General features: G+C 72.9%; 21 protein-coding genes. 6 read left to right on the forward strand and 15 right to left on the reverse strand.

Features of this window, described 5'->3' with window-relative positions; genetic code table 11:
• From LG391_RS28875 to LG391_RS28900, 6 genes are all read right to left on the reverse strand, one after another.
• On the reverse strand, positions 1–815 hold an 815-nt coding region (locus LG391_RS28875), incomplete at its 3' end, for a prepilin-type N-terminal cleavage/methylation domain-containing protein (RefSeq protein WP_225771575.1).
• Positions 812–1,207, reverse strand: a complete 396-nt coding sequence (locus tag LG391_RS28880; protein WP_225771577.1) for a prepilin-type N-terminal cleavage/methylation domain-containing protein — start codon at positions 1,205–1,207, stop codon at positions 812–814. The genes LG391_RS28880 and LG391_RS28875, both read right to left, overlap by 4 nt.
• Positions 1,197–1,688, reverse strand: coding sequence for a GspH/FimT family pseudopilin (locus tag LG391_RS28885; protein ID WP_225771578.1), 492 nt, complete (start codon positions 1,686–1,688; stop codon positions 1,197–1,199). The genes LG391_RS28880 and LG391_RS28885 overlap by 11 nt, the downstream gene beginning before the upstream one ends.
• Positions 1,663–2,106: a type II secretion system major pseudopilin GspG gene (gspG, locus tag LG391_RS28890; RefSeq protein ID WP_225771580.1), complete on the reverse strand. Its 444-nt coding sequence runs from the start codon at positions 2,104–2,106 to the stop codon at positions 1,663–1,665. The genes LG391_RS28885 and gspG overlap by 26 nt, the downstream gene beginning before the upstream one ends.
• A gap of 6 nt (positions 2,107–2,112) precedes the next feature.
• Positions 2,113–3,333, reverse strand: coding sequence for a type II secretion system F family protein (locus LG391_RS28895; protein ID WP_225771582.1), 1,221 nt, complete (start codon positions 3,331–3,333; stop codon positions 2,113–2,115).
• 4 nt (positions 3,334–3,337) lie between these two features.
• Positions 3,338–5,023, reverse strand: a complete 1,686-nt coding sequence (locus tag LG391_RS28900; protein WP_225771584.1) for a GspE/PulE family protein — start codon at positions 5,021–5,023, stop codon at positions 3,338–3,340.
• Between the two features lie 358 nt (positions 5,024–5,381).
• Between LG391_RS28900 and gspD the strand changes: the two genes are divergently transcribed.
• Positions 5,382–7,580, forward strand: coding sequence for a type II secretion system secretin GspD (gene gspD / locus LG391_RS28905; RefSeq protein WP_225771586.1), 2,199 nt, complete (start codon positions 5,382–5,384; stop codon positions 7,578–7,580).
• Position 7,581: 1 nt separating this feature from the next.
• Entirely contained in the window at positions 7,582–8,313 is a 732-nt protein-coding gene (locus LG391_RS28910) for an A24 family peptidase (RefSeq protein ID WP_225771588.1), read from the forward strand.
• Here LG391_RS28910 and LG391_RS28915 read toward each other — a convergent pair.
• The 9 genes from LG391_RS28915 to LG391_RS28955 all read right to left on the reverse strand — a co-directional run bounded on the left by LG391_RS28915 (position 8,310) and on the right by LG391_RS28955 (position 16,085).
• Positions 8,310–9,869, reverse strand: coding sequence for a copper resistance CopC/CopD family protein (locus LG391_RS28915; protein ID WP_225771590.1), 1,560 nt, complete (start codon positions 9,867–9,869; stop codon positions 8,310–8,312). The genes LG391_RS28910 and LG391_RS28915 overlap by 4 nt on opposite strands.
• Before the next feature lie 203 nt (positions 9,870–10,072).
• Positions 10,073–10,591 carry a YcnI family protein gene (locus LG391_RS28920; protein WP_225771592.1) on the reverse strand — a complete coding sequence of 173 codons (519 nt, stop codon included), beginning with the start codon at positions 10,589–10,591 and terminating at the stop codon, positions 10,073–10,075.
• 54 nt (positions 10,592–10,645) lie between these two features.
• Complete coding sequence (locus tag LG391_RS28925; RefSeq protein WP_225771593.1) at positions 10,646–11,248, reverse strand: SCO family protein; 603 nt, start codon at positions 11,246–11,248, stop codon at positions 10,646–10,648.
• 1 nt (position 11,249) lies between these two features.
• The gene (locus LG391_RS28930; RefSeq protein ID WP_225771595.1) at positions 11,250–11,735 is read right to left on the reverse strand and encodes a copper chaperone PCu(A)C; all 486 of its coding nucleotides are present in this window, start codon (positions 11,733–11,735) and stop codon (positions 11,250–11,252) included.
• Between the two features lie 94 nt (positions 11,736–11,829).
• Positions 11,830–12,216 carry a hypothetical protein gene (locus LG391_RS28935; RefSeq protein WP_225771597.1) on the reverse strand — a complete coding sequence of 129 codons (387 nt, stop codon included), beginning with the start codon at positions 12,214–12,216 and terminating at the stop codon, positions 11,830–11,832.
• 87 nt (positions 12,217–12,303) lie between these two features.
• Complete coding sequence (locus LG391_RS28940) at positions 12,304–13,068, reverse strand: HpcH/HpaI aldolase/citrate lyase family protein (protein WP_225771599.1); 765 nt, start codon at positions 13,066–13,068, stop codon at positions 12,304–12,306.
• A 31-nt stretch (positions 13,069–13,099) separates the two neighbouring features.
• Positions 13,100–13,891 (reverse strand): DUF1835 domain-containing protein, encoded by a 792-nt coding sequence (locus LG391_RS28945; RefSeq protein ID WP_225771601.1) that lies wholly within the window; start codon positions 13,889–13,891, stop codon positions 13,100–13,102.
• 68 nt (positions 13,892–13,959) lie between these two features.
• The gene (locus LG391_RS28950) at positions 13,960–15,426 is read right to left on the reverse strand and encodes a DHA2 family efflux MFS transporter permease subunit (protein WP_225771603.1); all 1,467 of its coding nucleotides are present in this window, start codon (positions 15,424–15,426) and stop codon (positions 13,960–13,962) included.
• A 74-nt stretch (positions 15,427–15,500) separates the two neighbouring features.
• The gene (locus LG391_RS28955; RefSeq protein WP_225771605.1) at positions 15,501–16,085 is read right to left on the reverse strand and encodes a glutathione S-transferase N-terminal domain-containing protein; all 585 of its coding nucleotides are present in this window, start codon (positions 16,083–16,085) and stop codon (positions 15,501–15,503) included.
• Between the two features lie 249 nt (positions 16,086–16,334).
• Between LG391_RS28955 and LG391_RS28960 the strand changes: the two genes are divergently transcribed.
• The 4 genes from LG391_RS28960 to LG391_RS28975 all read left to right on the forward strand — a co-directional run bounded on the left by LG391_RS28960 (position 16,335) and on the right by LG391_RS28975 (position 21,809).
• Positions 16,335–18,767 carry a Tex family protein gene (locus LG391_RS28960; protein ID WP_225771607.1) on the forward strand — a complete coding sequence of 811 codons (2,433 nt, stop codon included), beginning with the start codon at positions 16,335–16,337 and terminating at the stop codon, positions 18,765–18,767.
• A 165-nt stretch (positions 18,768–18,932) separates the two neighbouring features.
• Entirely contained in the window at positions 18,933–20,162 is a 1,230-nt protein-coding gene (locus LG391_RS28965) for a serine aminopeptidase domain-containing protein (protein WP_225771609.1), read from the forward strand.
• Positions 20,163–20,315: 153 nt separating this feature from the next.
• The gene (locus tag LG391_RS28970) at positions 20,316–21,389 is read left to right on the forward strand and encodes a LacI family DNA-binding transcriptional regulator (protein WP_225771611.1); all 1,074 of its coding nucleotides are present in this window, start codon (positions 20,316–20,318) and stop codon (positions 21,387–21,389) included.
• Positions 21,390–21,497: 108 nt separating this feature from the next.
• Complete coding sequence (locus LG391_RS28975) at positions 21,498–21,809, forward strand: hypothetical protein (protein ID WP_225771613.1); 312 nt, start codon at positions 21,498–21,500, stop codon at positions 21,807–21,809.
• Position 21,810: the final 1 nt, after the last annotated feature.

The following is a 21,810-nucleotide window of genomic DNA, read 5'->3' on the forward strand; positions in this document are numbered from 1 at the left end:
GCGGCGGGGGCGCCGCCGGGGGACTCGGTCGCGGCCTGCGTGCCCTCCTGCGGCTGGGACGGGGGCTGCTGCCGCTGCGGCGGCTGGCCGGCCTGCGGCCCCGACGGCGCATTCTGACCAGCCGGCGCGCCCGGCTGCTGCCCGTCCGGGGCGGGGCCGCTGGTCGCCGCGATGGTGCGGACGCAGGCGGGCTCGAGATCGACCGGCAGCGGCACCACGATGTCGGGCCACACCGCCAGCCCCTCGGCGTCGCGGCTGCGCAGGCGGATCAGCCGCGGCGGCGCCTCCCGGTCCGGCCAGGGCGTCACCCAGCGCGGCCGCGGCTCGCCGGGCACGGTGCCGAAATAGTCGAAGCGGTACGCCACCGGCCCGCGGCTCAGCACCAGGTCGTCGGTCGGCTTGGCGTCGGCGAAGCCGTCGAGCCGCGGGTCGAAGCGGGCGCGGGAATAGCGCAGGGTGGACCGGCCGGGCTGCACGTCGACATAGAAGAAGGCGATCGCCAGGCCGGGATCGCCGGGGAAGCCGGGATCGGCCACCACCAGCCCGACCCGGTCGGCCTCGCCGCGGAAGGTCGCGGTGGGCTTGGTGCCGGGCGGGGCCTGCCAGGTCAGGCGCCGGGCCGCCGCCGCCTCGCGCCGCAGCGTCGACTGCACCAGGGCGATCGTCTCCGACGCCTCGGCTGCCCGGGCGCCGCGGTCCCAGCCGGCGGTGACGAAGCGCAGGCCCCCGGTCAGCAGCACCATCACCAGCGCCAGCACGACCATGGCGATGATTGTCTCGAGCAGCGTGAAGCCGCGCTGGTCGCGGGCGCTCATTGCACCGCCACCAGCGCCAGGGTGGTCATCTCGAAGCGCGGGCCCGTCCCGGCGGCCTCGACGGCGATGCGCAGGCGGGCCAGCCGGGCCTGGCGGCTGCCCACGATCACGGTCTGGCGTGGCGCCTCGTCCCAGCCGTCGGCGACGATCCGCCAGCGATAGCCGTCGCCGGTCTCGCCGGACAGGGTGCCGCCCATCCGCAGCGGCGTCGGCATCGTGTCCAGCTGCGCCGCCAGCCCTTCGGCGACGATGGCGGCGCGCTGCAGCCCGTCGGCGCGGGCCATGCCGGTCAGCCCGGTGCCGAAGATCCGGAAGATCACGGTCAGGATCAGCCCCAGCACGGTCAGGGCGACCACCACTTCGATCAGGGTGAAGCCGCGCTCACGTTTCATCGCCGGCCTCCGCGATCCGCACCCGGCCGGTCAGCCAGTTGACCTCGACCCGGTAGGCGCGGCCCTGGCCGGCCAGGCGGATGGTGCCGCCGGTCGACCGGCCGTCCGGCAGGAAGCGGATGCCGGGCCGGCCGTCGCGGTCGGCGGCGATCCCGGCGCTGGTGACGTCGACCGTGATGCCGTCCGCGATGCGGTGGCGCAGCGGCGCCGCGACCGGGCCGAAGCTGCGGCCCACCGGGTCGATCACCACGCCCTGCGGCCCGTCGCGCAGGATGGCGTCGCTGCGGGCCTGCCGCAGCTCCGACGCCAGCGTCGCCACGGTGCGCTTCAGCTGCGCCTGGCCCGACCCGCGCGCCAGCATCGGCGGCACCAGCGCCGCCACAACGCCGAGCACGACCAGGACGACCAGCAGCTCCAAGAGGGTGAAGCCGCGGCTGCCTTGGCCATGGGCCCGGTCACCAGCTGGTGATGTCGGCGTCATCGCCGCTGCCGCCCTCCCGCTTGTCGGCGCCCAGGGAGTACAGGTCGAAGGCCCCGTGCTGCCCCGGCGCCCGGTAGTTGTAGGCGCTGCCCCACGGGTCCTCCGGCAGCGCGTTGCTGCGCAGATAGGGGCCGTTCCAGCCGCGCACCCCGCCGGGATTGGCCAAGAGGGCCTTCAGCCCCTGGGCGGTGGTCGGATAGCCGCCGACATCGATGGCGTAGAGGTCGAGGGCGGATTTGAAGTTCTCGATCTGCAGCCGCGCCGAATCCGCCCGGGCGCCGCCCAGATAGGCCAGCACCCGCGGCCCCACCAGCCCGGCCAGCAGGCCGAGGATGACGAGCACGACCAGCAGCTCGATCAGGGTGAAGCCGGCCTGGCGGCGGCGACGGAGGGCGGCGGGCGTATCGGTCTGGGTCATGGTCTCTCAGAAAGCGAGGTCGTTGATGCTGATGACGGCCAGGAGGATGGACATGACGATGCCGCCCACCGCCAGGCCGAGAACGATGATCAGGGCCGGCTCGACCAGCGTGACCAGCCGCTTGATCGCGGCCTCCAGCTTGCGCTCATAGGCCTCGGCGATATGCGCCGAGGTCATGTCGATCCGCCCCGTCTCCTCGCCTACCCGCAGCATCTGCACGGCCAGCGGCGGGAACAGGCCGATCTCCGCCAGCGGGTCGGCCAGCCCCCGCCCTTGTCGCACGCCGGTGATGACAGTCTCCATCGCGGCGCCGACGGCGCTGTTCGAGACCACGTCGCGCGACAAGGCGATGGCCGAGGGCAGGTCGACGCCGTTGCCGACCAGGGTCGACAGCGTTCGGCAGAAGCGGGCGGTCGCCAGGGTGCGCACCAGGGGGCCGACCAGCGGCAGGCGCAGCGCCGCGCGGTCCCAGGCCAGGCGCGGCCCGGGCAGGGCCAGGACGCGGCGCGCCACGATCACCGCGGCGACCACGCCGAGCCCGACCATCCAGCCGTATTCCTGGCAGAAGCGGCCGATGGCGATGACGATGGCCGTGGGCGTCGGCAGCGCCGCCCCGGCATCCTTGAAGATGGTCTCGAACTGCGGCACCACGAAGGTCAGCAGCAGGAACACCGAGGCCAGCGAGACGATGATCAGGATGGCCGGGTACAGCATGGCCGAGACCACCATCTCGCGGGTCTTCTCGCCGCGCTCGCGCAGGTCGGCCAGCCGCTCCAGCACCACGTCCAGCGTGCCGGAGCTCTCGCCGGCGCGGATCATGTTGACGTAGAGCCGGGGGAACACCGGCCCCTGCTCCTCCAAGGCCGTGCTCAGGCTGGCGCCGGCCCGCACCCGCGCCAGCACCTGGGCGGCCAGGGCGGCGACCGGGCCGCTGCCGTCGGCCAGCGTCACCAGCGCCTGCTCCAGCGGCTGGCCGGCCGCCACCAGGATCGCCAGCTCGCGCGTCATCTGGGTGATCTCGCCGGGCTTCGGCCCCCGGCGTCGGCCCAGGGTGCCGACGGCCGCCCCGCCGCTGCGGCCGGCCTGGCTGCGCACCGGCGCCACGCTCAGCGGCAGGATGCCCGTGGCCTCCAGCTTCGCCGTCAGGCTGGCCTCGTCCGCCGCCTCGGCCCGGCCTTCCACCACCGCGCCGCTGCCGTCGATCGCCTTGTATGCGAAGACCGGCATGGCCTCACCACTCCTCGGTGACGCGGTGGACCTCGTCCAGCGTGGTCAGCCCGGCCAGGCATTTGTGCAGCCCGTCCTCGTACATCGTCACCATGCCGGCCCGGCGCGCCGCCTGGGTCAGGGCGGCGGTGGAGATGCGGTCGCGCAGCAGGTCGCGGATCTCGTCGTCCGGCGCGAAATACTCGAAGATGCCGATCCGGCTGGTGTAGCCCAGGTCGTCGCAGGCCGGGCAGCCGACCGCCTCGTACAGCTGCGGCGTCGGCGTCGCCAGCGGCCGGGCGGCGGCGGCGCGCTCGACCAGCCCAGCCGGCGTCTCGATGGGGCGGCGGCATTCCGGGCACAGCCGCCGCACCAGGCGCTGGCCGATCACCCCGGTGATGGTCGAGGTCAGGAGATAGCCGTCGACATGCATGTCGAGCAGCCGGTTGATCGCGCCGGTGGCGCTGTTGGTGTGCAGGGTCGACAGCACCAGATGGCCCGTCAGCGCGGCGTGCACGGCGATGTTCGCCGTCTCGCCGTCGCGGATCTCGCCGACCATGATCACGTCCGGGTCGTGGCGCATGCAGGACCGCAGCACCCGGGCGAAGTCCAGGCCGATCTGGGGGCGGACGTTGATCTGGTTGACGCCCTTGATCTGGTATTCGACCGGGTCCTCGACGGTCAGGATCTTCCGGCTGGGCTGGTTCAGGATCCGCAGCGCGCCGTACAGGGTCGTGGTCTTGCCGCTGCCGGTCGGGCCGGTGACCAGCAGGATGCCGTGCGGCCGGGCCAGCTGCTTCATCAGCAGCGCCTCGACCTCCGGCGCGAAGCCGATCGCCGACAGCTCGATGTCCATGCCAGCGGTGTCCAGCAGGCGGATGACGACGTTCTCGCCGTGCAGGGTCGGCACGGTGGCGACGCGCATGTCCATGCTGCGGCCGCCGACGGTGAAGCGGGCGCGCCCGTCCTGCGGCAGCCGGCGCTCGGCGATGTCCAGCTTCGACAGGATCTTGATCCGGCTGATCAGGGCCGGGGCCAGGCGCACCGGCGGCGCCTTCATCTCGCGCAGCAGGCCGTGGATGCGGTAGCGGACCTTCACCTCGTCGCGATAGCACTCGACATGGATGTCCGAGGCGTGCATCCGGATCGCGTCGCTGAAGATCTGGTTGACCAGGCGGATGACCGGCGCTTCCTGCGCCAGGTCGCGCAGATGCTGCACGTCGGGGTCGCCCGCCGCCTCCTCGGTCTCGCCGCCGATGTCGTCGACGATCCGCTCGACCGCGCTGCGGCCGCTGTCGAAATAGCGGGCGAAGGCGTCGTCCAGGTCCTCGGCGGCGGCGACGCAGGGCTTGGCCGGCCGGCGCGTCGCCAGCTCCACCGCCCGCCGGGCGTAGGCGTCGCCGGGATCGGCCATGGCCAGGACCACGCCGTCCTCGGCCTCGGCCAGCGGCAGCACCCGGCTCTCGCGCAGGAAGCGGGGCGACAGCCAGCCGTCGAACAGCGGCGCCGGCGGGAAGGCGTCGGGGCCGACCAGCGGCACGCCGTGCTGCAGCGACAGGGCCAGCGCCTGGTCGCGGCCGGAGACCAGCCCCAGCTTCGACAGCAGCGCCGGCACGGCGTCGCCCGAATTCTCCTGCAGGCGCGACACCCGCGCCCGGTCCTCGGGGCCCAGCTTCCCGAGCTCGACGAGAATGTCCAGGAGCGGTTTCACATTGCCCTTCCGGTGCCGGTCCCCCGCGCGACCCGCCGCGCCCCTTATCATCGCCGGGCGGCGGGCGAGCGGCAATCTCGGCCGTCATGGGATTGCGGTCAAACGAAATGTTTTTGTCTTATCAAGGGCTTGGTAAACCGATTTCAATAAAACTTAACATGAATGCAACAATTTCGGCTCGAATCGAGGTCGATTGCTCTTGTCACTTGTCGAGCGGGGGCCGGTCGGTTATGGCTCGGCGTCGCTGCGGGGGATGGCTTCAGTGGCTTTCAGGGCGTTTTCCTTTAGAATCCTAGGGGTTCCGTTGTTGCTCGCGCTGATATCGTGCGGGCAGCAGAAGCCGGACCAGCCACCCTCGATGTTCGACGACCTGGCCAACCGGTCCCTGGCCGCGCCCGCCGACGCCCGCTCCCGCTCCAACGTCGTGGCCTCGGCCGGCCGCACCCAGCCGGTGCGCCAGGCCCAGGTCTATCCCGGCATCGACGCGGTCCCGGGCGAGCCGGCGCCGATCGGCGCGCCGATCCAGGCGCAGCCCGGCGGCTACCAGGTCAACTTCAACAACGCCGACCTGCCCCAGGTGGTGCAGGCGGTGCTGGGCGATCTGCTGCACCAGCCCTACACCATCGACCCGCGGGTCACCGGCACGGTGACGCTGTCGACCCAGGGCCCGATCAGCCCGAACGACCTGATCGCGATGCTGGAGACGGTGCTGCGCGCCACCGGCGCCGCGCTGGTGCAGGACGGCAGGGCCGGCTACCGCATCGTGCCGCTGGGCGAGGCGGTGTCCGGCCGCACCGTGATGCAGCTCGGCACCGATCCGAAGCCGCTGCCGGCCGGCTACGGCATCACCATCATCCCGCTGCGCAACGTCTCGGCCGAGACCATCGGCCCGCTGATCGCCCCGGCGACGAATCCGGAGCTGGTGCGGGTCGACCCGACCCGCAACCTGGTGCTGATCTCCGGCACCAGCGCCGACCGGGCGGCGCTGGGCGCCACCGTCCAGTCCTTCGACGTCGACTGGCTGCGCGGCATGTCGTCGGGGGTCTTCCCGCTGCGGCAGGCCCAGCCCGAGGCGGTGATCAAGGAACTCAGCGCCGTGTTCGGCGGCGCGCCCGACCGCGGCCCGCTGAAGGGGCTGATCACCTTCATGCCGGTGGAGCGGCTGAACGCCGTTCTGGTGGTGTCCTCCCGCGTCGACAAGCTGAACGAGGCCGGCCGCTGGATCCGGCGGCTCGACCAGGGCGATTCCGACGAGGAGCGGGTCTACGTCTACATGGTGCAGAACGGCACTGCGGCCAACATGGCGCGGGTGCTGGGCCAGGCCTTCGGCAAGGTCGACGAGATGGGCGCCTCGCCCTTCGACGACGAGCTCGGCTCCGACGTCGCCCGCGGGCTGGGTTTGACCACCAGCAGCAGCAACGGCACCGACCAGGCCAACGCCGCCGGCACCGGCGCCCAGGGCACCACCGGCCAGACCACGCCGGGGCAATCGGGCACGGGAACCACGTCGCAATTCGCGCCGATCGACTTCAACGCCCAGCAGAAGGACGGCGACGCCTCGATCCTCGGCCTCGCCGGCTCCCAGGCCGGCAAGGCGGCGGTGTTCAGGCTCGACAAGCTGGGCGAGGTGCGGGTGGTGCCGGACCGGGACAAGAATGCCCTCCTGATCCGCGCCCGGCCGGCCGCGTTCCGGCTGATCGAATCGGCCCTGCGCGCGATCGACGCCAGCCCGCTGCAGGTGGTGATCGAGGCGACGATCGCCGAGGTGACGCTGAACGACCGGCTGCAATACGGCGTCCAGTACTATCTCGAGACCGGCTTCGGCGCCGCCGGCTTCACCACCCGGGACCCCGGCAGCTCGCCGTCCGGAATACTCGGCGCCCCGCTGCCGCAGGCCGGCTCCGGTCTCAATCTGGCGGTCTCCACCGGCGGTGCCCGGGTCGTTCTCAACGCGCTGTCGTCGATCACCAATGTCCGGGTGGTCTCGGCCCCGACCCTGTCGGTGCTGAACAACCAGACCGCGCGGCTGCAGGTCGGCAACCAGGTGCCGGTGCGGACGCAGCAGAGCCAGTCGACCGTCAACGCCGATTCGCCGGTGATCAGCAACATCGAATACAAGGACACCGGCGTGATCCTGAAGGTGACGCCGCGGATCAACTCCAACAGCGACGTCAGCATGGACGTGCAGCAGGAGGTGTCGAGCATCGTCAACGACGCCGCCTCCACCGAGGCCGACGCGCTGGCGCCGACGATCTCGACCCGCCGCATCGGCTCGATCGTCTCGGTCGCCAACGGCCAGACCGTGGTGCTGGGCGGGCTGATCCAGGAGAACCAGCAGAACGGGCGCGGCGGCGTGCCGGTGCTGCAGGACATCCCGCTGCTCGGCAACCTGTTCTCCTCCACCAGCAGCAGCCGCGACCGGACCGAGCTGGTCGTCTTCATCACCCCGCGGGTGATCCGCAACGCGGCCGACGCGGCCGCCATCGCGGAGGAGCTGCGCTCGCGCATGGAGGCGCTGCGGCCGCGCACCACCACCACCCGGCCGCGCCAGCTGTGACGTGACCCCGATCCAGGTCGGGCTCGTCGCGGTCTCGCCGATCGTCGGCAGCTTCCTCGCCGCCGCGGCGCACCGCCTGCCGGACGACGTCCGCGGCCTGCTGGTCGGTCGTTCGCGCTGTGACCATTGCCGGCAGCCGCTGGGGCTGCGCGACCTGGTGCCGGTGCTCAGCTGGATCGCCCTGCGCGGCCGCTGCCGCATGTGCGGCGGCACGATCGACCCGGCCCATCCGGTGATCGAGCTGGCGGCGATCGGCATCGCGCTCGCGGCGCTGGCCGGCGACGCGGCCCTGATGCCCGGCACCTGCCTGCTCGGCTGGGGGCTGCTGCTGCTCGGCGCCATCGACCGCCGCACCGGGCTGCTGCCGGACATGCTGACCCTGCCGCTGGCCCTGGCCGGCCTGCTGGCGGCGCTGTTCGAGCCGGGCGCGGCGCTGCCGGACCGGGCGGTCGGCACGGCCGTCGGCCATCTCCTCTTCGCCGGCCTCGCCGTCGCCTATCGCCGGCTGCGCGGGCGCGACGGGCTCGGCCTCGGCGACGCCAAGCTGCTGGCGGCCGGCGGCGCCTGGCTCGGCTGGCAGGCTTTGCCCTGGGTGGTGCTGGCCGGGGCCGGCGCGGCGCTGCTGGCCGTGCTCGTCTCCGCCCGCGGGCCGGTGGCGCGGGACACGGCCATCGCCTTCGGCCCCTGGCTCGCCCTGGGCATCTGGCTGATGCGGCTGGTCGGGCCCCCTTAGGGGCGGATGTCGATCATATCCTCCAGCTTCGCGATCTCGAAATCCGAGATCAGCACGTCGATCCGCGCGGTCCAGCGGCCCGGCACCGGGACCACCAGCCCGTCGACCCGCCAGCTGCCGTCGCCGGCCCTGGCCGCCTTGCGCCGGATCGGCTCGATCCCGGCGCCGGGGTTGGACAGCACCAGCGTCACCTCCTTGGCGTCCAGCGGCCCGAAATCGCCGGTCATCACCACGATCGAGGCCGTGACCGGGCCGGCCCGGCCGGGGGTGACGGTCAGGTCGGCCATCGCCGGGGCGGTGTGGATGTGGATCGCGGCCGGCCGGGCCTCGGCCTCCGCCAGGGCGCGCGGCGGCGGGGTGAAGCGCCAGGCCGCGGCCGCGGCGAAGATCGCCAGCACCAGCGCCGTCTCGACCGCGGCCGAGCGGGCCAGGTGCCGGGCGGCCCGGCCGTCGCCGGCCTCGGCCGGGGCGGTCAGGCGCCAGCGGTTCAGCGCGGCCAGGCCGAACAGCGCCAGCAGCAGCGCCAGCTTGACGAGGAAGACGCAGCCATAGGCGGTGGGCCACAGGGCCGAGACACGGCCGAGCTGGATCACGGCCAGCAGGATGCCGGCCGCCGCCAGCGGCAGGACGGCGAAGGGGATGAGGGCGGAGAAGCGGCGCAGCGCCGCCGCGGCGTCCGGCCCGCCGGCGCGCAGATGCAGCCCCAGCGGCAGCAGCGCCCCGGCCCAGGCGGCGATGCCGACGGCGTGCAGGAACACGGCCGGACGGGTCAGGGCCTGCGGCGCGGCCGCGCCGGCATGGCCGCTGGCGGCCAGCGCCGTCCCGGTCGCGGCCAGGGCCAGCAGCGCGGCCGCCGCCGCGGCCCGGCCGCGGCGCAGCGCCAGCGCCGCGAGGCCGAGCGCCATGGCCAGGGCCGCCAGGGCGGCGGTGGCGCCGTAGCTGGTGCTGCAGCCGGTGGCCCAGGCGATGCGCCGGCCCAGCCCCGCCAGCGGCATCTCCAGCGCGTCCAGCCCCTGCAGCCCGACCGACAGCGGCGCCGCCGCCAAGCCCAGCAGCATCAGCACCACGGCGGCGCGGGCGGCGCCGCGCGGCAGGGGCGCGACCCAGGCCCGGAACGCCACCGCGCCGACGCCGAGGAACAGCGCGGCATAGAGGGCGATCCGGACCAGCCAGATCGCGGCCTGCACCGGCCGGTCCGCGGTGTCCGCCGCCTGGGGCGGTGCCGCGCCGGGCGCGCCGATCGAGAACACGATGGAGCCGCCGACCGGGTGCCCGTCCTCCGACACCACGCGCCAGCTCAGCACATGGGTGCCGTTTCCGAGGCCGGGCGGCGCCGGGATCACCAGCGTCGCATCCTCCAGCCGGGCGTCGGCCAGCGTCACGGCGGTGCCGTCCGGCCGGATCAGCCGCAGCACCAGGGGCGACACCGGCTCGTTGAAGCCCAGGCGGAAGCCGTCCGGCGCCGCCGCCAGCACCGCATTCTCCGCCGGCTCGGCCTGCACCAGCGAGGCGTGGGCCAGCGCCGCCTGCGGGGCGAGGAGGGCGAGCAGCAGCACCAGCCAGGCGAGGTAGCGCTCCGATTGCCTCTCCCGCCTGGCGGGAGAGGTCGGGCTCGCGCAGCGAGCCCGGGTGAGGGCTGGCCCAGGCCTCGACAAACGCCCCTCACCCGGAGCCGCTGGCGCGGCTCCGACCTCTCCCGCAAGCGGGAGAGGCAACCCTATGGTCGGGCGAGGTCTGGCCACTTCGGAGGCTCTACAGGTCACCTCTTCGGCAGCAGCTTGAGGCCCGGCGCCGGGGTCTCGTAGTCGTCGGCGTCCTTGCCTTCGGCCGGGATCTCGATCCAGCGGTCGACCCCCGCCTCGCATTCCTGCACCACCGGGAAGTACAGATGCGCCCCCGGCGTCAGCCCGGCGGTCAGATAGCCGCGGAAGACGAACTCGTCGTAGAATTCGTCCGGCAGCCTGCCGCCGCTCCACACCACCTCCTTCACGCCCTCGCTCGTGGGCGTGCCGTAATAGTCGTAGGACGCGGCGTATTTGCCCTTCACCGTCTCCAGGGTCCAGCCGGGCTTGGGCATCGGCTTGACCGCGATCACCCCCTCGGGGATCTGGACGCGGATCCTGACGGTGGGCGAGCCCTCGCAGCCGTGCGGCACGCGCAGCACCGCCTTGTAGGTGGCGCCGACCGGCGCCTCCTGCGTCTCCAGCGTGACATGGGCGAAGGCGGGGGCGGCGGCGAGGGCCACCAGCGCAAACGCCGGAATGAACGACTTCAGCATGATGCGTCTCCAGGTCGCCGGCCCGGCCGGCGACGGTCGAAAAGGGGAATGGGGTCAGGCGCCGGCGATCAGGCGGCGCAGCGCGGCCAGCCGCTCCGGCTCGGGCGTGCCGTAGGCGATGGTGTCGGTGAAGCGGCCCTCGGCATCCATCAGATAGACCATGGCCGAATGGTCCATGGTGTAGTCGCCGTCGCCGGTCGGCACCTTGCGCCAGTACACCCGGTAGGACTTGGCCACGGCCGCGATCTCGTCCGGCGTGCCGGTCAGCCCGGTGATGCGGCGATCGAAAGACTGCAGGTAGTCCCGCAGCATCTCCGGCCGGTCGCGCTCCGGGTCGACGGTCACGAACAGCACGCGCAGCCGGTCGGCGTCGGGGCCCAGGGCCTCGAGCGCCTGCGACATCTCCCACAGCGTGGTGGGGCAGATCTCCGGGCAATGGGTGAAGCCGAAGAACACGGCGAAGGGCCGGCCCTTCAGGTCGGCGTCGCTCAGCGTCGCCCCGGTCTGGTCGGTCAGCCGGAACGGGCCGCCCGGCAGCGCGCCGGACACCACCGGCCGGGTCGCCGGGTCCTTGGAATAGACCAGCAGGAAGCCGGCGCCCCCCACCAGGATGGCGGCGACGGCCAGCAGCACCGGCACCAGGATGCGGGGGCGCATCTCAATGCCCCGCCCCGGTCGAGCCGATGGCCTGGACGTCGAAGGTGACGGCGACGGTGCCGGCCTTCTCGAAGGTCATCGTGCCGGCGAAGCTCTCGCCCGCCTTCAGCGGCCGCTTCAGCTCCAGCAGCATCAGGTGGTAGCCGCCGGGCGCCAGGGCGGCGCTGCCGTTGGCCGGAACGGGCACGCCGCCCTCGACCGGCCGCATGGTCATGACGCCGTCCTTGACGGCCATCTCGTGGATCTCGACCCGGCCGGCGACCTCGGCGGTGACCGAGACCAGCCGGTCCGGCTCCGGCCCGTCGTTGCGGATCTCGGCATAGCCGCCGCCGACCTTCGCGGCCGGCGGCGTGGCCCGGGCCCAGGGGTGGACCACCTCGATCGGACCGGACTTGAACTCGTGCGCGGCGGCCGGGCCGAGGGCCAGCAGGGCCAGGGCGGCGGCGACAACGGCAGGGCGCAGGCGCGCCATCGCGGACAGGGACATGGGATCTGCTCCAGGCTGGGCCGGGCGGCGCGTCTCTGGCGCCGGGATCCGGCCGTGAACCGACTTGGACCCGCCGGCGGCGGGCCCGGCTGGATCAGGCCTGGGCGGGGGGTGCTCGCGGGTTGGCCGGCGACCGCTGCGGCGCGGCCGCGACCGGGGCCAGGGGCAGGGGCGCGGGCTCGGTCCGGCCGGCCAGATGCGGCACCAGCAGCACCGCGACGAAGGCCGGCACCGGCGCGCCGCTGAACATGCTGCAGCCGGTGGTGCAGCAATCGGGCAGGTGCGGATGGCCGGCCGGCAGGTCCTGGCGGGCGGGGACCGTCCCGTCATCGGTGCGGCAGAGGGCGGAGAGCGGGTCGAATGCCGCCGGCGCGGCGCTGGCGCCGATGGCGAGGCCGCCGAGGATGGCCTGGACGAACAGCAGATAGGCCGCGCCGAGCGCGACCCACGATGCCCGTTTCCGTGCCCATCTCAAGCGCACGTGCCAGTGCTCCCCCTTCGTCCCGGCCGGGATATCACGGCCGCGGCCGGGCGCAAACCCGGCCGGTCTGCGACATGGTGCCCGTATTCAGCCCTTGAAGCCACGGGCCAGCGCGTCGGCGTTGCGGGCCAGGAGGCCGAGATCGGTGCCGACGGCGACGAAGCGGTAGCCCCAGTCGAGATAGCGCCGGGCCTCGGCCTCGACGGAGGTGAGAATCCCGGCCGGCTTGCCGATCGCGGCCAGGCGCCGGGCCGCGTCCTGGATCGCGGCCTGCACCTCCGGGTGCTGGGAATTGCCGATATGGCCCAGCGAGGCCGACAGGTCGGACGGGCCGATGAACACGCCGTCGACGCCGTCGACAGAGGCGATCTCCTCGATCCGCGCCAGCGCCTCGCCGGTCTCGACCTGCACCAGCACGCAGATCTCCGAGTCGGCCGTCTTCAGATAGTCCGTCACCCGGCCGTAATGGCTGCCGCGGCCGCTGGTGGTGATGCCGCGGATGCCGGCCGGCGGATAGCGGCAGGCGGCCACGGCGCGGCGCGCCTCCTCGGCGTTCTGGACGAAGGGGATCAAGAGGGCCTGGGCGCCGATGTCGAGGATGCGCTTGATCAGCACCGGGTCGTTCCAGGCCGGCCGCACGATGCCCGTGGCCGTGCCGCGCGCCGCCGCCTGCAGCTGCGACAGCAGGCCCGGCAGGTCGTTCGGCGAATGCTCGGTGTCGAACAGGATCCAGTCGAAGCCGCTGTCGGCGACGATCTCTGCGACGATGTTGCTGCACAGGCTGCTCCACAGCCCGATCTGGGTCTGCCCCGCGGCCAGCGCCGCCTTGAACCGGTTGCGGTCGAGTTCCATCGGTCGTCCTTCCGTCATCCGCCGTCGTCGATCAGGCTCGCCGCGCCTCGCAGCGGCGGATCGCCGAGATGTCGCCCCGGATCTCCACCTTGCCCTGCGCCGCCAGCTGGCGCAGCCGCCAGAAGCAGAAGGCGTCGGTGGCGAAGAAGCCGGTGATCGTGCCCATCGGCCGGCCGACCGCGCGGCCGGCCGGCATCCAGTCATCGCCGACCGCCGCCAGGATCTCCGGGTCATGCGCGTCGATCGGGTGGGTGGTGATGGTGCCGTCGCGGTGGTGGCGCAGGCCGCCGCTGTCGGCGCGCAGCCGCTCCCACTCCGCCGCCAGCGCCGCCCGCCGGTCCGCCGGCACGGGGCGTCCGCCCGCCTCGGCCGCCGGCACGCGCCGCCGCTCCAGCATCGCCACGGCGGTCATGCCGTCGCCGCGGCGATCGTCCGGCGCGACCGCGACCTCCCGCACCGGCAGCGCGGCGTCGCGCAGCGCCCACAGCGCCCGGCGCAGCATCAGCTGCTCGGCGGCGCCGTTGCCGTGCCAGATGACGAAGGCCTCGGCCGCCTCCGGCAGGTCCCGCAGCGCCGCCGCCTCCGCCGCCAGCTGGTCGACGAACGCCCCGCCGGTCTCGATCGCCTTGCGGTCCTCGTCCGGGAACACCGCGTGCCAGAAGGCGGCTCGGGCGTCGGGCCGGTCGCTGTCGACATCGCCCAGCGGCCCCACCGCCAGGTCGTCGCGCAGGATCTGCACCGCGGTTTCGGGCAGGGCCAGCCCGGCGCGGATCACCTCGGCGGCGCTGTCGCCGCAGCACAGATGCAGCACGGGAACGGACATCGCGGGTCCTCCGGATCGGATCCGGGACTATAGCAACCCGGGCGCGGCGGCACAGTGCGGCAAGGGGCCTAAGAGGCGGCCGGCTCGGCCTCGCGCGATGTTTCCGCCGCGGGCGGCGTGCGTAGCAGCACCGCGCCCAGCACCGCCGCCAGCGCGGCGAAGCAGGCCCCGGCCAGGAAGGCGGCCTGATAGCCGCCGACCAGCGCCGCCGGCGTCCCGGCGCCGGCCGCCAGCAGCCCGCCGGTGCGCGATGCCGCCAGGCTGGCCAGGATGGCCAGACCCAGCGCCCCGCCCATCATGAAGGCGGTGTTGACCATGCCGGAGGCGAGGCCGGAATCGGTCGGCGCCACCTCGCTCATCGCCGCCAGCAGCACCGGGTTCAGCGCCATGCCGCAGCCGAGGCCGAGCAGCAGCATGCCGGGCAGCACATGCAGGGCGAAGCGGCCCTCCACCGGGGCCCAGGCGAACAGCGCCAGACCGGCCGCGGCCAGCAGCAGCCCGATCACGATCGGCAGGCGGATGCCGAAGCGCATCACGAGCCTGGCAGAAAGGCCGAGCGAGAAGGCCGCCATGATCAGATTGGCCGGCAGGAAGGCGAGGCCGACCTCCATCGGACCGTAGTCCAGCACCTGCTGCATGTAGAGGGCCGACAGGAAGAACCAAGCGAACATCGCGGCGGCCCACAGCATGCCGATGACGCTGGCGACGGCCAGGCTGTGCCGGCGGAACAGGCCCAGCGGCATCAGGGGCACGGCCACCCGGGTCTCGATCGCCAGGAACGCGATCAGCAGGACCACGGCCGCGGCCAGCAGGCCGAGCGTCCGGGGGGAGGTCCAGCCCACCTCGTTGCCGTTCACGACGGCGTAGACCGCCAGCATCATCGCCGCGGTCACGGTCACCGCTCCGGCGATGTCGAGATGCCGGGCCGCCTCGTTGCGGCCGCCCGCCGGCAGCAGCATGAGCGACAGGGCGAAGACCGCGGCGCCGATCGGCAGGTTGATCAGGAAGATCCAGTGCCAGCTCAGCCAGCCGGTCAGGAGGCCGCCCAGCAGCACGCCGATGCTGCCGCCGCCGGCGGCGACGAAGCCGTAGACGCCCATCGCCTTGGCTCTATCCGCCGGCTCGGTGAACAGGTCCATGATCAGCGACAGCGCGACGGCGGAGACGACGGCGCCGCCCAGCCCCTGCACCGCCCGGGCGGCGACCAGGACGCCCTGGCTGCCGGACAGGCCGCAGGCCAGCGACGCCAGGGTGAACCCGGCGAGGCCGATCAGAAACAGCCGGCGGTGGCCGAACAGGTCGCCCAGCCGGCCGCCCAGCAGCAGGAAGCCGCCGAAGGTCAGCATGTAGCCGTTCACCACCCAGGCGAGGGCCGATTCGGTGAAGCCGAGATCCGCCTTGATCGAGGGCAGGGCCACGTTCACCACGGTCGTGTCCAGCACGATCATCAGCACGCCGAGGCACAGCACGGCCAGCGCCAGCCAGCGCCCGTCCCGATGCGCCGCCGATGGAGACTCGGCTCGGCGGTCCGTCATGGCGTTCTCCCTCGCTGTGCGGTGCGGCCGGCTGATCGGCCCGGGGCGCGGCCCCCGGCGCCGGGCCGCCGGCGTCAGATCAGCCCCTCGTGCCGCAGCGCCAGCTGCACCGCCGGCCGGGCCTCCACCCGGTCGAGATAGGCCGGCAGCGGGTCCGGCAACGGCAGCTTCAGGTCCCTGGCCCAGCGCAGCATGACGTAGAGATAGGCGTCGGCGACGCTCATCTCCCGGCCGAACAGATAGTCGCCGGGCAGCCGCTCGGCGATGTAGGCGAAGCGCTGCGCCGCCACCCCGTCGACGATCTCCTTCTCCTGGTCGCTGATCGGGAAGATCGACCGGATCAGCAGCTTGTGCAGCTCGGCGCCGATGAAGCTCAGCATCTCGGCCAGCCGGACGCGGCCCAGCTCGCCGCCCGGTGCCAGCTGCGGCGCGCGCTCGGCCACCCAGGTCAGGATCGCGGCGTTCTCGGTCAGCACCGTGCCGTCGTCCAGCACCAGCGCCGGGATGTAGCCCTTCGGGTTGACCTTGGTGAAATCGTCGCCCGATTCGGTCCGCCGGGTCGGGATGTCGACGCGGATCCGCTCGAACTCCAGCCCGGCCTCGTGCAGGGCGATGTGGTCGGCCAGGCTGCAGGCGCCGGGGGCGAGATACAGTTTCATCGCGACAGCCTCCTCGATGGGCGGGCCGGCGGCGCGCCGAAGCGGCGCTCGGCGGTGAAGCTCCCGTGCCGCAAGGATCGTTCGCCCATGGCGTTCCCTCCCGGTGCGGCGTTATTGCTTAAGCGAGAAGTTGAGTATCATGGCAGCCGGGCGGAGACAAGGCGGCCGCCGGCGGTTTTGACCTGGACAGCAGCGGCGCGGTAGAAGCAGCCCCTTCCGGTTTCTCATCACAACATCTCCGGTCGTTCGATGATCTCCATCAGCCAGCGCATCGCCGACGAGCTCTCCGTGCGCGAGGCCCAGGTCGCGGCCGCGGTCGAGCTGCTCGACGGCGGCGCGACCGTTCCCTTCGTCGCCCGCTACCGCAAGGAGGCGACGGGCGGGCTGGACGACGCCCAGCTGCGCACGCTGGACGAGCGGCTGCGCTATCTGCGCGAGCTGGAGGAGCGCCGGAAGACGATCCTCGACAGCATCGCGGAGCAAGGGAAGCTGGACGACGCGCTGCGCGCCCAGATCGAGGCGGCCGACACCAAGGCCCGGCTCGAGGACATCTACCTGCCCTACAAGCCGAAGCGCCGGACCAAAGCGATGATCGCCCGCGAGGCCGGGCTGGAGCCGCTGGCCGACTCGCTGCTGTCGGATCCCAGCCGCGACCCGCAGGAGGCCGCGGCCGCCTTCGTCGACGCGGAGAAGGGCGTGGCCGATGCCGCCGCGGCGCTGGACGGCGCCCGGTCGATCCTGGTCGAGCGCTTCGGCGAGGATGCCGACCTGATCGGCGCCCTGCGCGAGGAGGCGTGGACCCGCGGCCGGCTGGTATCGAAGGTGCGCGAGGGCAAGGAGCAGGCGGGCGCCAAGTTCTCCGACTATTTCGACTATGGCGAGAAGCTCACGAAGCTGCCCTCGCACCGCATCCTGGCCCTGTTCCGGGGCGAGAAGGAGGAGGTGCTGTCGCTGACGCTGGAGCCGGAGGAGCTGCCCGACTCGGCGGACCGAAAGGCGCCCGGCCTGTACGAGCAGCGCATCGCCCGCCGCTTCGGCATCGCCGACCAGGGCCGGCCGGGCGACGCCTGGCTGATGGAGACGGTGCGCTGGGCCTGGCGCACCAAGATCCTGGTGCATCTCGACATCGACCTCCGGCTGCGCCTGTGGCAGGCGGCGGAGGAGGAGGCGGTGAAGGTCTTCGCCGGCAATCTGCGCGACCTGCTGCTGGCGGCGCCGGCCGGCACCCGCGCCACCATGGGGCTCGACCCGGGCTTCCGCACGGGGGTGAAGGTCGCCGTGGTCGACGCCACCGGAAAGGTCGTCGCCACCACCGCGATCTACCCGCATGAGCCGCAGAAGCGCTGGGACGAATCGATCGCCACTTTGGCCGAGCTCGCCAAGGCCCACGCCGTCGACCTGGTCGCCATCGGCAACGGCACGGCATCGCGCGAGACCGACAGGCTGGCCGCCGACCTGATCAAGCGCCACCCGGAGCTGAAGCTGACCAAGGCGGTGGTGTCGGAGGCCGGCGCCTCGGTCTACTCCGCCTCCGCCTACGCCTCGCAGGAGTTGCCGGAGCTCGACGTGTCGCTGCGCGGCGCGGTGTCGATCGCCCGCCGGCTGCAGGATCCGCTGGCCGAGCTGGTGAAGATCGACCCGAAGTCGATCGGCGTCGGCCAGTACCAGCACGACCTCAGCGAGACCAAGCTGTCGCGCTCGCTCGACGCCGTGGTCGAGGACTGCGTGAACGCGGTCGGGGTCGACCTCAACACCGCCTCGGCGCCGCTCCTGGCCCGGGTCTCGGGCGTCGGCGAGGGGCTGGCCCAGAACATCGTGCAGCACCGCGACGCCAACGGCCCGTTCCGCAGCCGCGCGGCCTTGAAGGACGTGCCGCGGCTCGGGCCCAAGGCGTTCGAGCAATGCGCCGGCTTCCTGCGCATCCCGAACGGCGACGACCCGCTCGACGCCTCGGGCGTGCATCCGGAGGCCTATCCGGTGGTGCGCCGGATCATCGAGGCCACGGGCGGCGAGATCAAGGCGCTGATCGGCGACAGCGCCACCCTGCGCGGGCTGGAGCCGGAGCGCTTCACCGACGAGACCTTCGGCGTGCCGACGGTGACCGACATCCTGCGCGAGCTGGAGAAGCCGGGCCGCGACCCGCGCCCGGCCTTCAAGACCGCCAGCTTCAAGGACGGCGTCGAGAAGCTGACCGACCTGCAGCCCGGCATGGTGCTGGAAGGCGTGGTCACCAACGTCGCGGCCTTCGGCGCCTTCGTCGACATCGGCGTGCACCAGGACGGGCTGGTGCACATCTCGGCCATGTCCAAGACCTTCGTGAAGGACCCGCGCACGGTGGCCAAGCCGGGCGACGTGGTGAAGGTCAAGGTGCTGGAGGTGGATGTGCAGCGCAAGCGCATCGGCCTGACCATGCGCCTCGACGACGACGGCCAGTCCCGCCCGGCGCGCCGCGAGAACGGCGCTGCCGGCGGGCGGCACGACGGCCGGCGGGACGATCGGCCGCGGCACCAGCCGCAGGGCCAGCCGCGCCACGGCCGTCCGGGCCAGGACGCCGGATCGCAGCGCCCGGCCCAGCCGAAGCCGCAGCAGCCGCAGAAGCCCCGCGCGCCTGCGCCGGAGCCGGACGGCGCCATGGCCGAAGCCCTGCGCCGCGCCGGCCTGGTGACGGGCAAGCGCAGCTAGCCGTCATCGCCGGACGGCGGCACCCGTTCGGCGGATCCTGCTGATCATCGGCGGAATATTCGCCGCGTTTCCGTGAGGCCCCTGGGGAATCAGGGCCTCTCGCCGCGGCATGGGTCTTGCTGGTTCCCCCGTCACACGGCCTTCGCCGTGAATGGGGGGACGACCATGAGATCCATTGTCACGATTCTGGCCGCCGCCGCTGTCGCGCTGGCCGCAACCGGTGCCGGCGCGGCCGGCCTGACGCTGATCGACATACCGGCTCGCGGCGACAGGCCGGCCCTGACGGGCGGGGTCTGGTATCCCTGCGCCGCCGTCCCGGCGGAGATCGGCTTCGGCCCGCTCAGCGTGACGGCGGCGCGGGACTGCCCCGTCACCGGCAGCGGCCACCCGCTCGTGGTGATGTCGCACGGCGTCGGCGGCTGGTTCGGGGGGCACCACGACACCGCCGAGGCGCTGGCCGATGCCGGCTTCATCGTCGCCGCGATCAACCACCCGCTGGACAGCGGCCAGTCGAAGATCCGGCGCCCGGGAGACATCGCCGCCATGATCGAGCGGCCGCAGGACATCAGGCGGCTGGTCGACCACATGCTCGCCGACTGGCCTGAGTCCTCGCGCATCGATCCGGACCGGATCGGCGCCTTCGGCTTCTCCAGGGGCGGCTATACGGTGCTGGCGGCCGTCGGCGGAACTCCGGATTTCCGGATGATCCTCTCGAACTGCCCGACCTATCCCGGCAACCGCTGGTGCGAGCAGATCCGCGACGGCGCCGCCCTGGCCGAACCGCTCGCCCGCGACGCCCGGATCAAGGCCGCCGTGATCGCCGACCCGGCGCTCGGCTTCACCTTCACGCCGGGCGGCCTGGCGGATGTGGCGGTCCCGGTCCAGATCTGGGCGTCCGAGCATGGCGGCGACGGCGTGTTGCCCCGCGACGCGGCGGCGGTCGACCGGGGCCTGCCGGCGAAGCCGGAGTACCGGGTGGTGCCCGGGGCCGGCCATTTCGCCTTCCTGGCGCCGTGCGGCGCCGCGCTCGCCAAGGCGGTCGCCGATTTCGGCGAGCCGGAGGTCTGCGCCGATGCGGACGGCTTCGATCGCGTGGCGTTCCACCGGCAGTTCAACGCGGCCGTTCTCGCGTTCTTCGACCGCCATCTGCGGGCGGCGGCACCCTGCCCCGCCGATGAGACGGGCGCCTGCCGGCACCGGGACGGGCCCGGCGTCAGCAGGCTTCCCGCAGCCGCAGCCGCGGGGCGACCCGCAGCGGAGGCGGCCGGCATCCGTCTTCGTCCGGCCCGGCCGCTGCGGTCGGCTTCGGCGCTGCGGCCTCCTGCTCCGCGGCGAACGCCTCCAGCTCCGCCGCCACCGACGGCGGCAAGTGGCGGAACCGCCCGCCCAGCCTGATCTGCATCAGATGGCCGACCAGCGGGAACCCGGTCATGAGCATCATGACGGCCTCCTTTGAATCGATTTTTTGAATCGATTCATAATCACCCCGCCCGAGCCTGCCGTCAAGGAGTTTTTGAATCGGTTCAAGATCGCGGCTAGGGTGGAGCCATGCCCGAGGATGCCGTCCCCGCCAAGCCCAAGGCCCGCCTGCGCGACATCGCCGCCGCAGCGGGGGTGGCGCAGGGCACCGTCTCCAACGTCTTCAACCATCCCGAGCGGGTCAGCGACGCGATCCGCGCCAAGGTGATGGAAGCGGCCGAGGCGCTCGGCTACCAGGGGCCGGACCCGCTGGCCCGCATGCTGCGCACCGGCCAGATCGGCACCGTCGCGGTGATGATTCCGGAGGGGCTGGGCTACGCCTTCGGCGACCCGGCGGCGCTGGCCCTGATCCAGGGCGTCGCCGCGGTGTGCGACGAGACCGGGCGCGGCATCTCGGTCTACGCCGCCTCGGATGTGGAGGCGGCGCGCAAGGCCCTCGCCTCGGCCGCGGTCGACGGCTTCATCATGTACTGCATGGAGGAGGAGCCGGGCGTCCTCGACATCATCCGCAGCCGCGGCCTGCCGGTGGTGACGGTCGACCAGCCGCTGGTCGAGGGCTGCCGCACCGTCACCGTCGCCGACCGCACCGGCGCCGAGGCCGCGGCCCGCCACCTGCTCGGGCTGAGCCACCGCCGCATCGGCGTGCTGTCGATGGAGCTGATGCCGGATTCGCGCGAGGGCGCGGTGTCGCCGCGCCGGATCCGCGACTCGATCTACGCCGCCTGCCAGCAGCGGCTCTACGGCTATCTCGACGTGCTGGCCGAAGCCGGCATCCCGGCCGGGCGGGTGGCGATCGAGGAATGCCTGTTCGAGGCCGAGTCGATCGAGCGCAGCATGCCGCGGCTGATGCGGCGCCAGCCGGGCATGACCGCGATCCTCGCCACCTGCGACCGGCTGGCGCTCTGGGCGATGGACTGGCTGGCGCGGCAGGGCCTGTCGGTGCCGGGCGACGTCTCGGTGATCGGATTCGACGACATCGCCGCGGCCGCGACCTCCCGGCCCCCCTTGACCACCATCCGCCAGCCTCTGGTCGAGAAGGGGCGGGCGGCGGCGGAGCTGCTGATCGATCCGCGCGGCCGCCAGGAGATCCATTTCGGCACCGAGCTGGTGCTGCGCGCCTCGACCGGCCCGGCGAAGGGCTAGCGGCGCTATCGGCCCCGGCGGAACGAATAGCGGCGGGACGGGGTTCTCTCGCCGCCCGCAGGGTCATGGCCCGGCGCGGGATCTCGAAAGCGTGGGGAGACGCATTCCGTGAAGCCGTTCCTTCTTGCCGCGGCCCTGGTGCCGCTGCTGGCCGTGCCCGCCTTCGCCGGCTGCGGCGAGGATTTCATGGCGCAGTCGAAGGCCATTCCGCCGCTGCAATCCGCCAGGCTGAAGAGCCTGATGGCGCCGCAGGCGGAGAAATGCGCCGCGCATAAGAGCCTGATCGACGCCTATGTGAAGCTGGGCGACCTGTACAAGACCTGCCAGGCCGACCTCCGCTTCAGCGATGCGGACCTGCAGGACTTCCAGAACACCGTCGGCGAGGAGCAGAAGAGCTACGCCGAGGAGTGCGGCTCGTAGC

Source organism: Inquilinus sp. Marseille-Q2685, from assembly GCF_916619195.1.
Classification (GTDB): domain Bacteria; phylum Pseudomonadota; class Alphaproteobacteria; order DSM-16000; family Inquilinaceae; genus Inquilinus.

What these genes read in the sequence shown, in the direction of transcription:
- LG391_RS28880 (WP_225771577.1), bottom strand. Translation starts at nt 1,207, where the DNA reads ATGAAACGTGAGCGCGGCTTCACCCTGATCGAAGTGGTGGTCGCCCTG.
- LG391_RS28885 (WP_225771578.1), bottom strand. Translation starts at nt 1,688, where the DNA reads ATGACGCCGACATCACCAGCTGGTGACCGGGCCCATGGCCAAGGCAGC.
- gspG (WP_225771580.1), bottom strand. Translation starts at nt 2,106, where the DNA reads ATGACCCAGACCGATACGCCCGCCGCCCTCCGTCGCCGCCGCCAGGCC.
- LG391_RS28895 (WP_225771582.1), bottom strand. Translation starts at nt 3,333, where the DNA reads ATGCCGGTCTTCGCATACAAGGCGATCGACGGCAGCGGCGCGGTGGTG.
- gspD (WP_225771586.1), top strand. Translation starts at nt 5,382, where the DNA reads ATGTTCGACGACCTGGCCAACCGGTCCCTGGCCGCGCCCGCCGACGCC.
- LG391_RS28920 (WP_225771592.1), bottom strand. Translation starts at nt 10,591, where the DNA reads ATGCTGAAGTCGTTCATTCCGGCGTTTGCGCTGGTGGCCCTCGCCGCC.
- LG391_RS28925 (WP_225771593.1), bottom strand. Translation starts at nt 11,248, where the DNA reads ATGCGCCCCCGCATCCTGGTGCCGGTGCTGCTGGCCGTCGCCGCCATC.
- LG391_RS28930 (WP_225771595.1), bottom strand. Translation starts at nt 11,735, where the DNA reads ATGTCCCTGTCCGCGATGGCGCGCCTGCGCCCTGCCGTTGTCGCCGCC.
- LG391_RS28940 (WP_225771599.1), bottom strand. Translation starts at nt 13,068, where the DNA reads ATGGAACTCGACCGCAACCGGTTCAAGGCGGCGCTGGCCGCGGGGCAG.
- LG391_RS28945 (WP_225771601.1), bottom strand. Translation starts at nt 13,891, where the DNA reads ATGTCCGTTCCCGTGCTGCATCTGTGCTGCGGCGACAGCGCCGCCGAG.
- LG391_RS28950 (WP_225771603.1), bottom strand. Translation starts at nt 15,426, where the DNA reads ATGACGGACCGCCGAGCCGAGTCTCCATCGGCGGCGCATCGGGACGGG.
- LG391_RS28955 (WP_225771605.1), bottom strand. Translation starts at nt 16,085, where the DNA reads ATGAAACTGTATCTCGCCCCCGGCGCCTGCAGCCTGGCCGACCACATC.
- LG391_RS28960 (WP_225771607.1), top strand. Translation starts at nt 16,335, where the DNA reads ATGATCTCCATCAGCCAGCGCATCGCCGACGAGCTCTCCGTGCGCGAG.
- LG391_RS28965 (WP_225771609.1), top strand. Translation starts at nt 18,933, where the DNA reads ATGAGATCCATTGTCACGATTCTGGCCGCCGCCGCTGTCGCGCTGGCC.
- LG391_RS28970 (WP_225771611.1), top strand. Translation starts at nt 20,316, where the DNA reads ATGCCCGAGGATGCCGTCCCCGCCAAGCCCAAGGCCCGCCTGCGCGAC.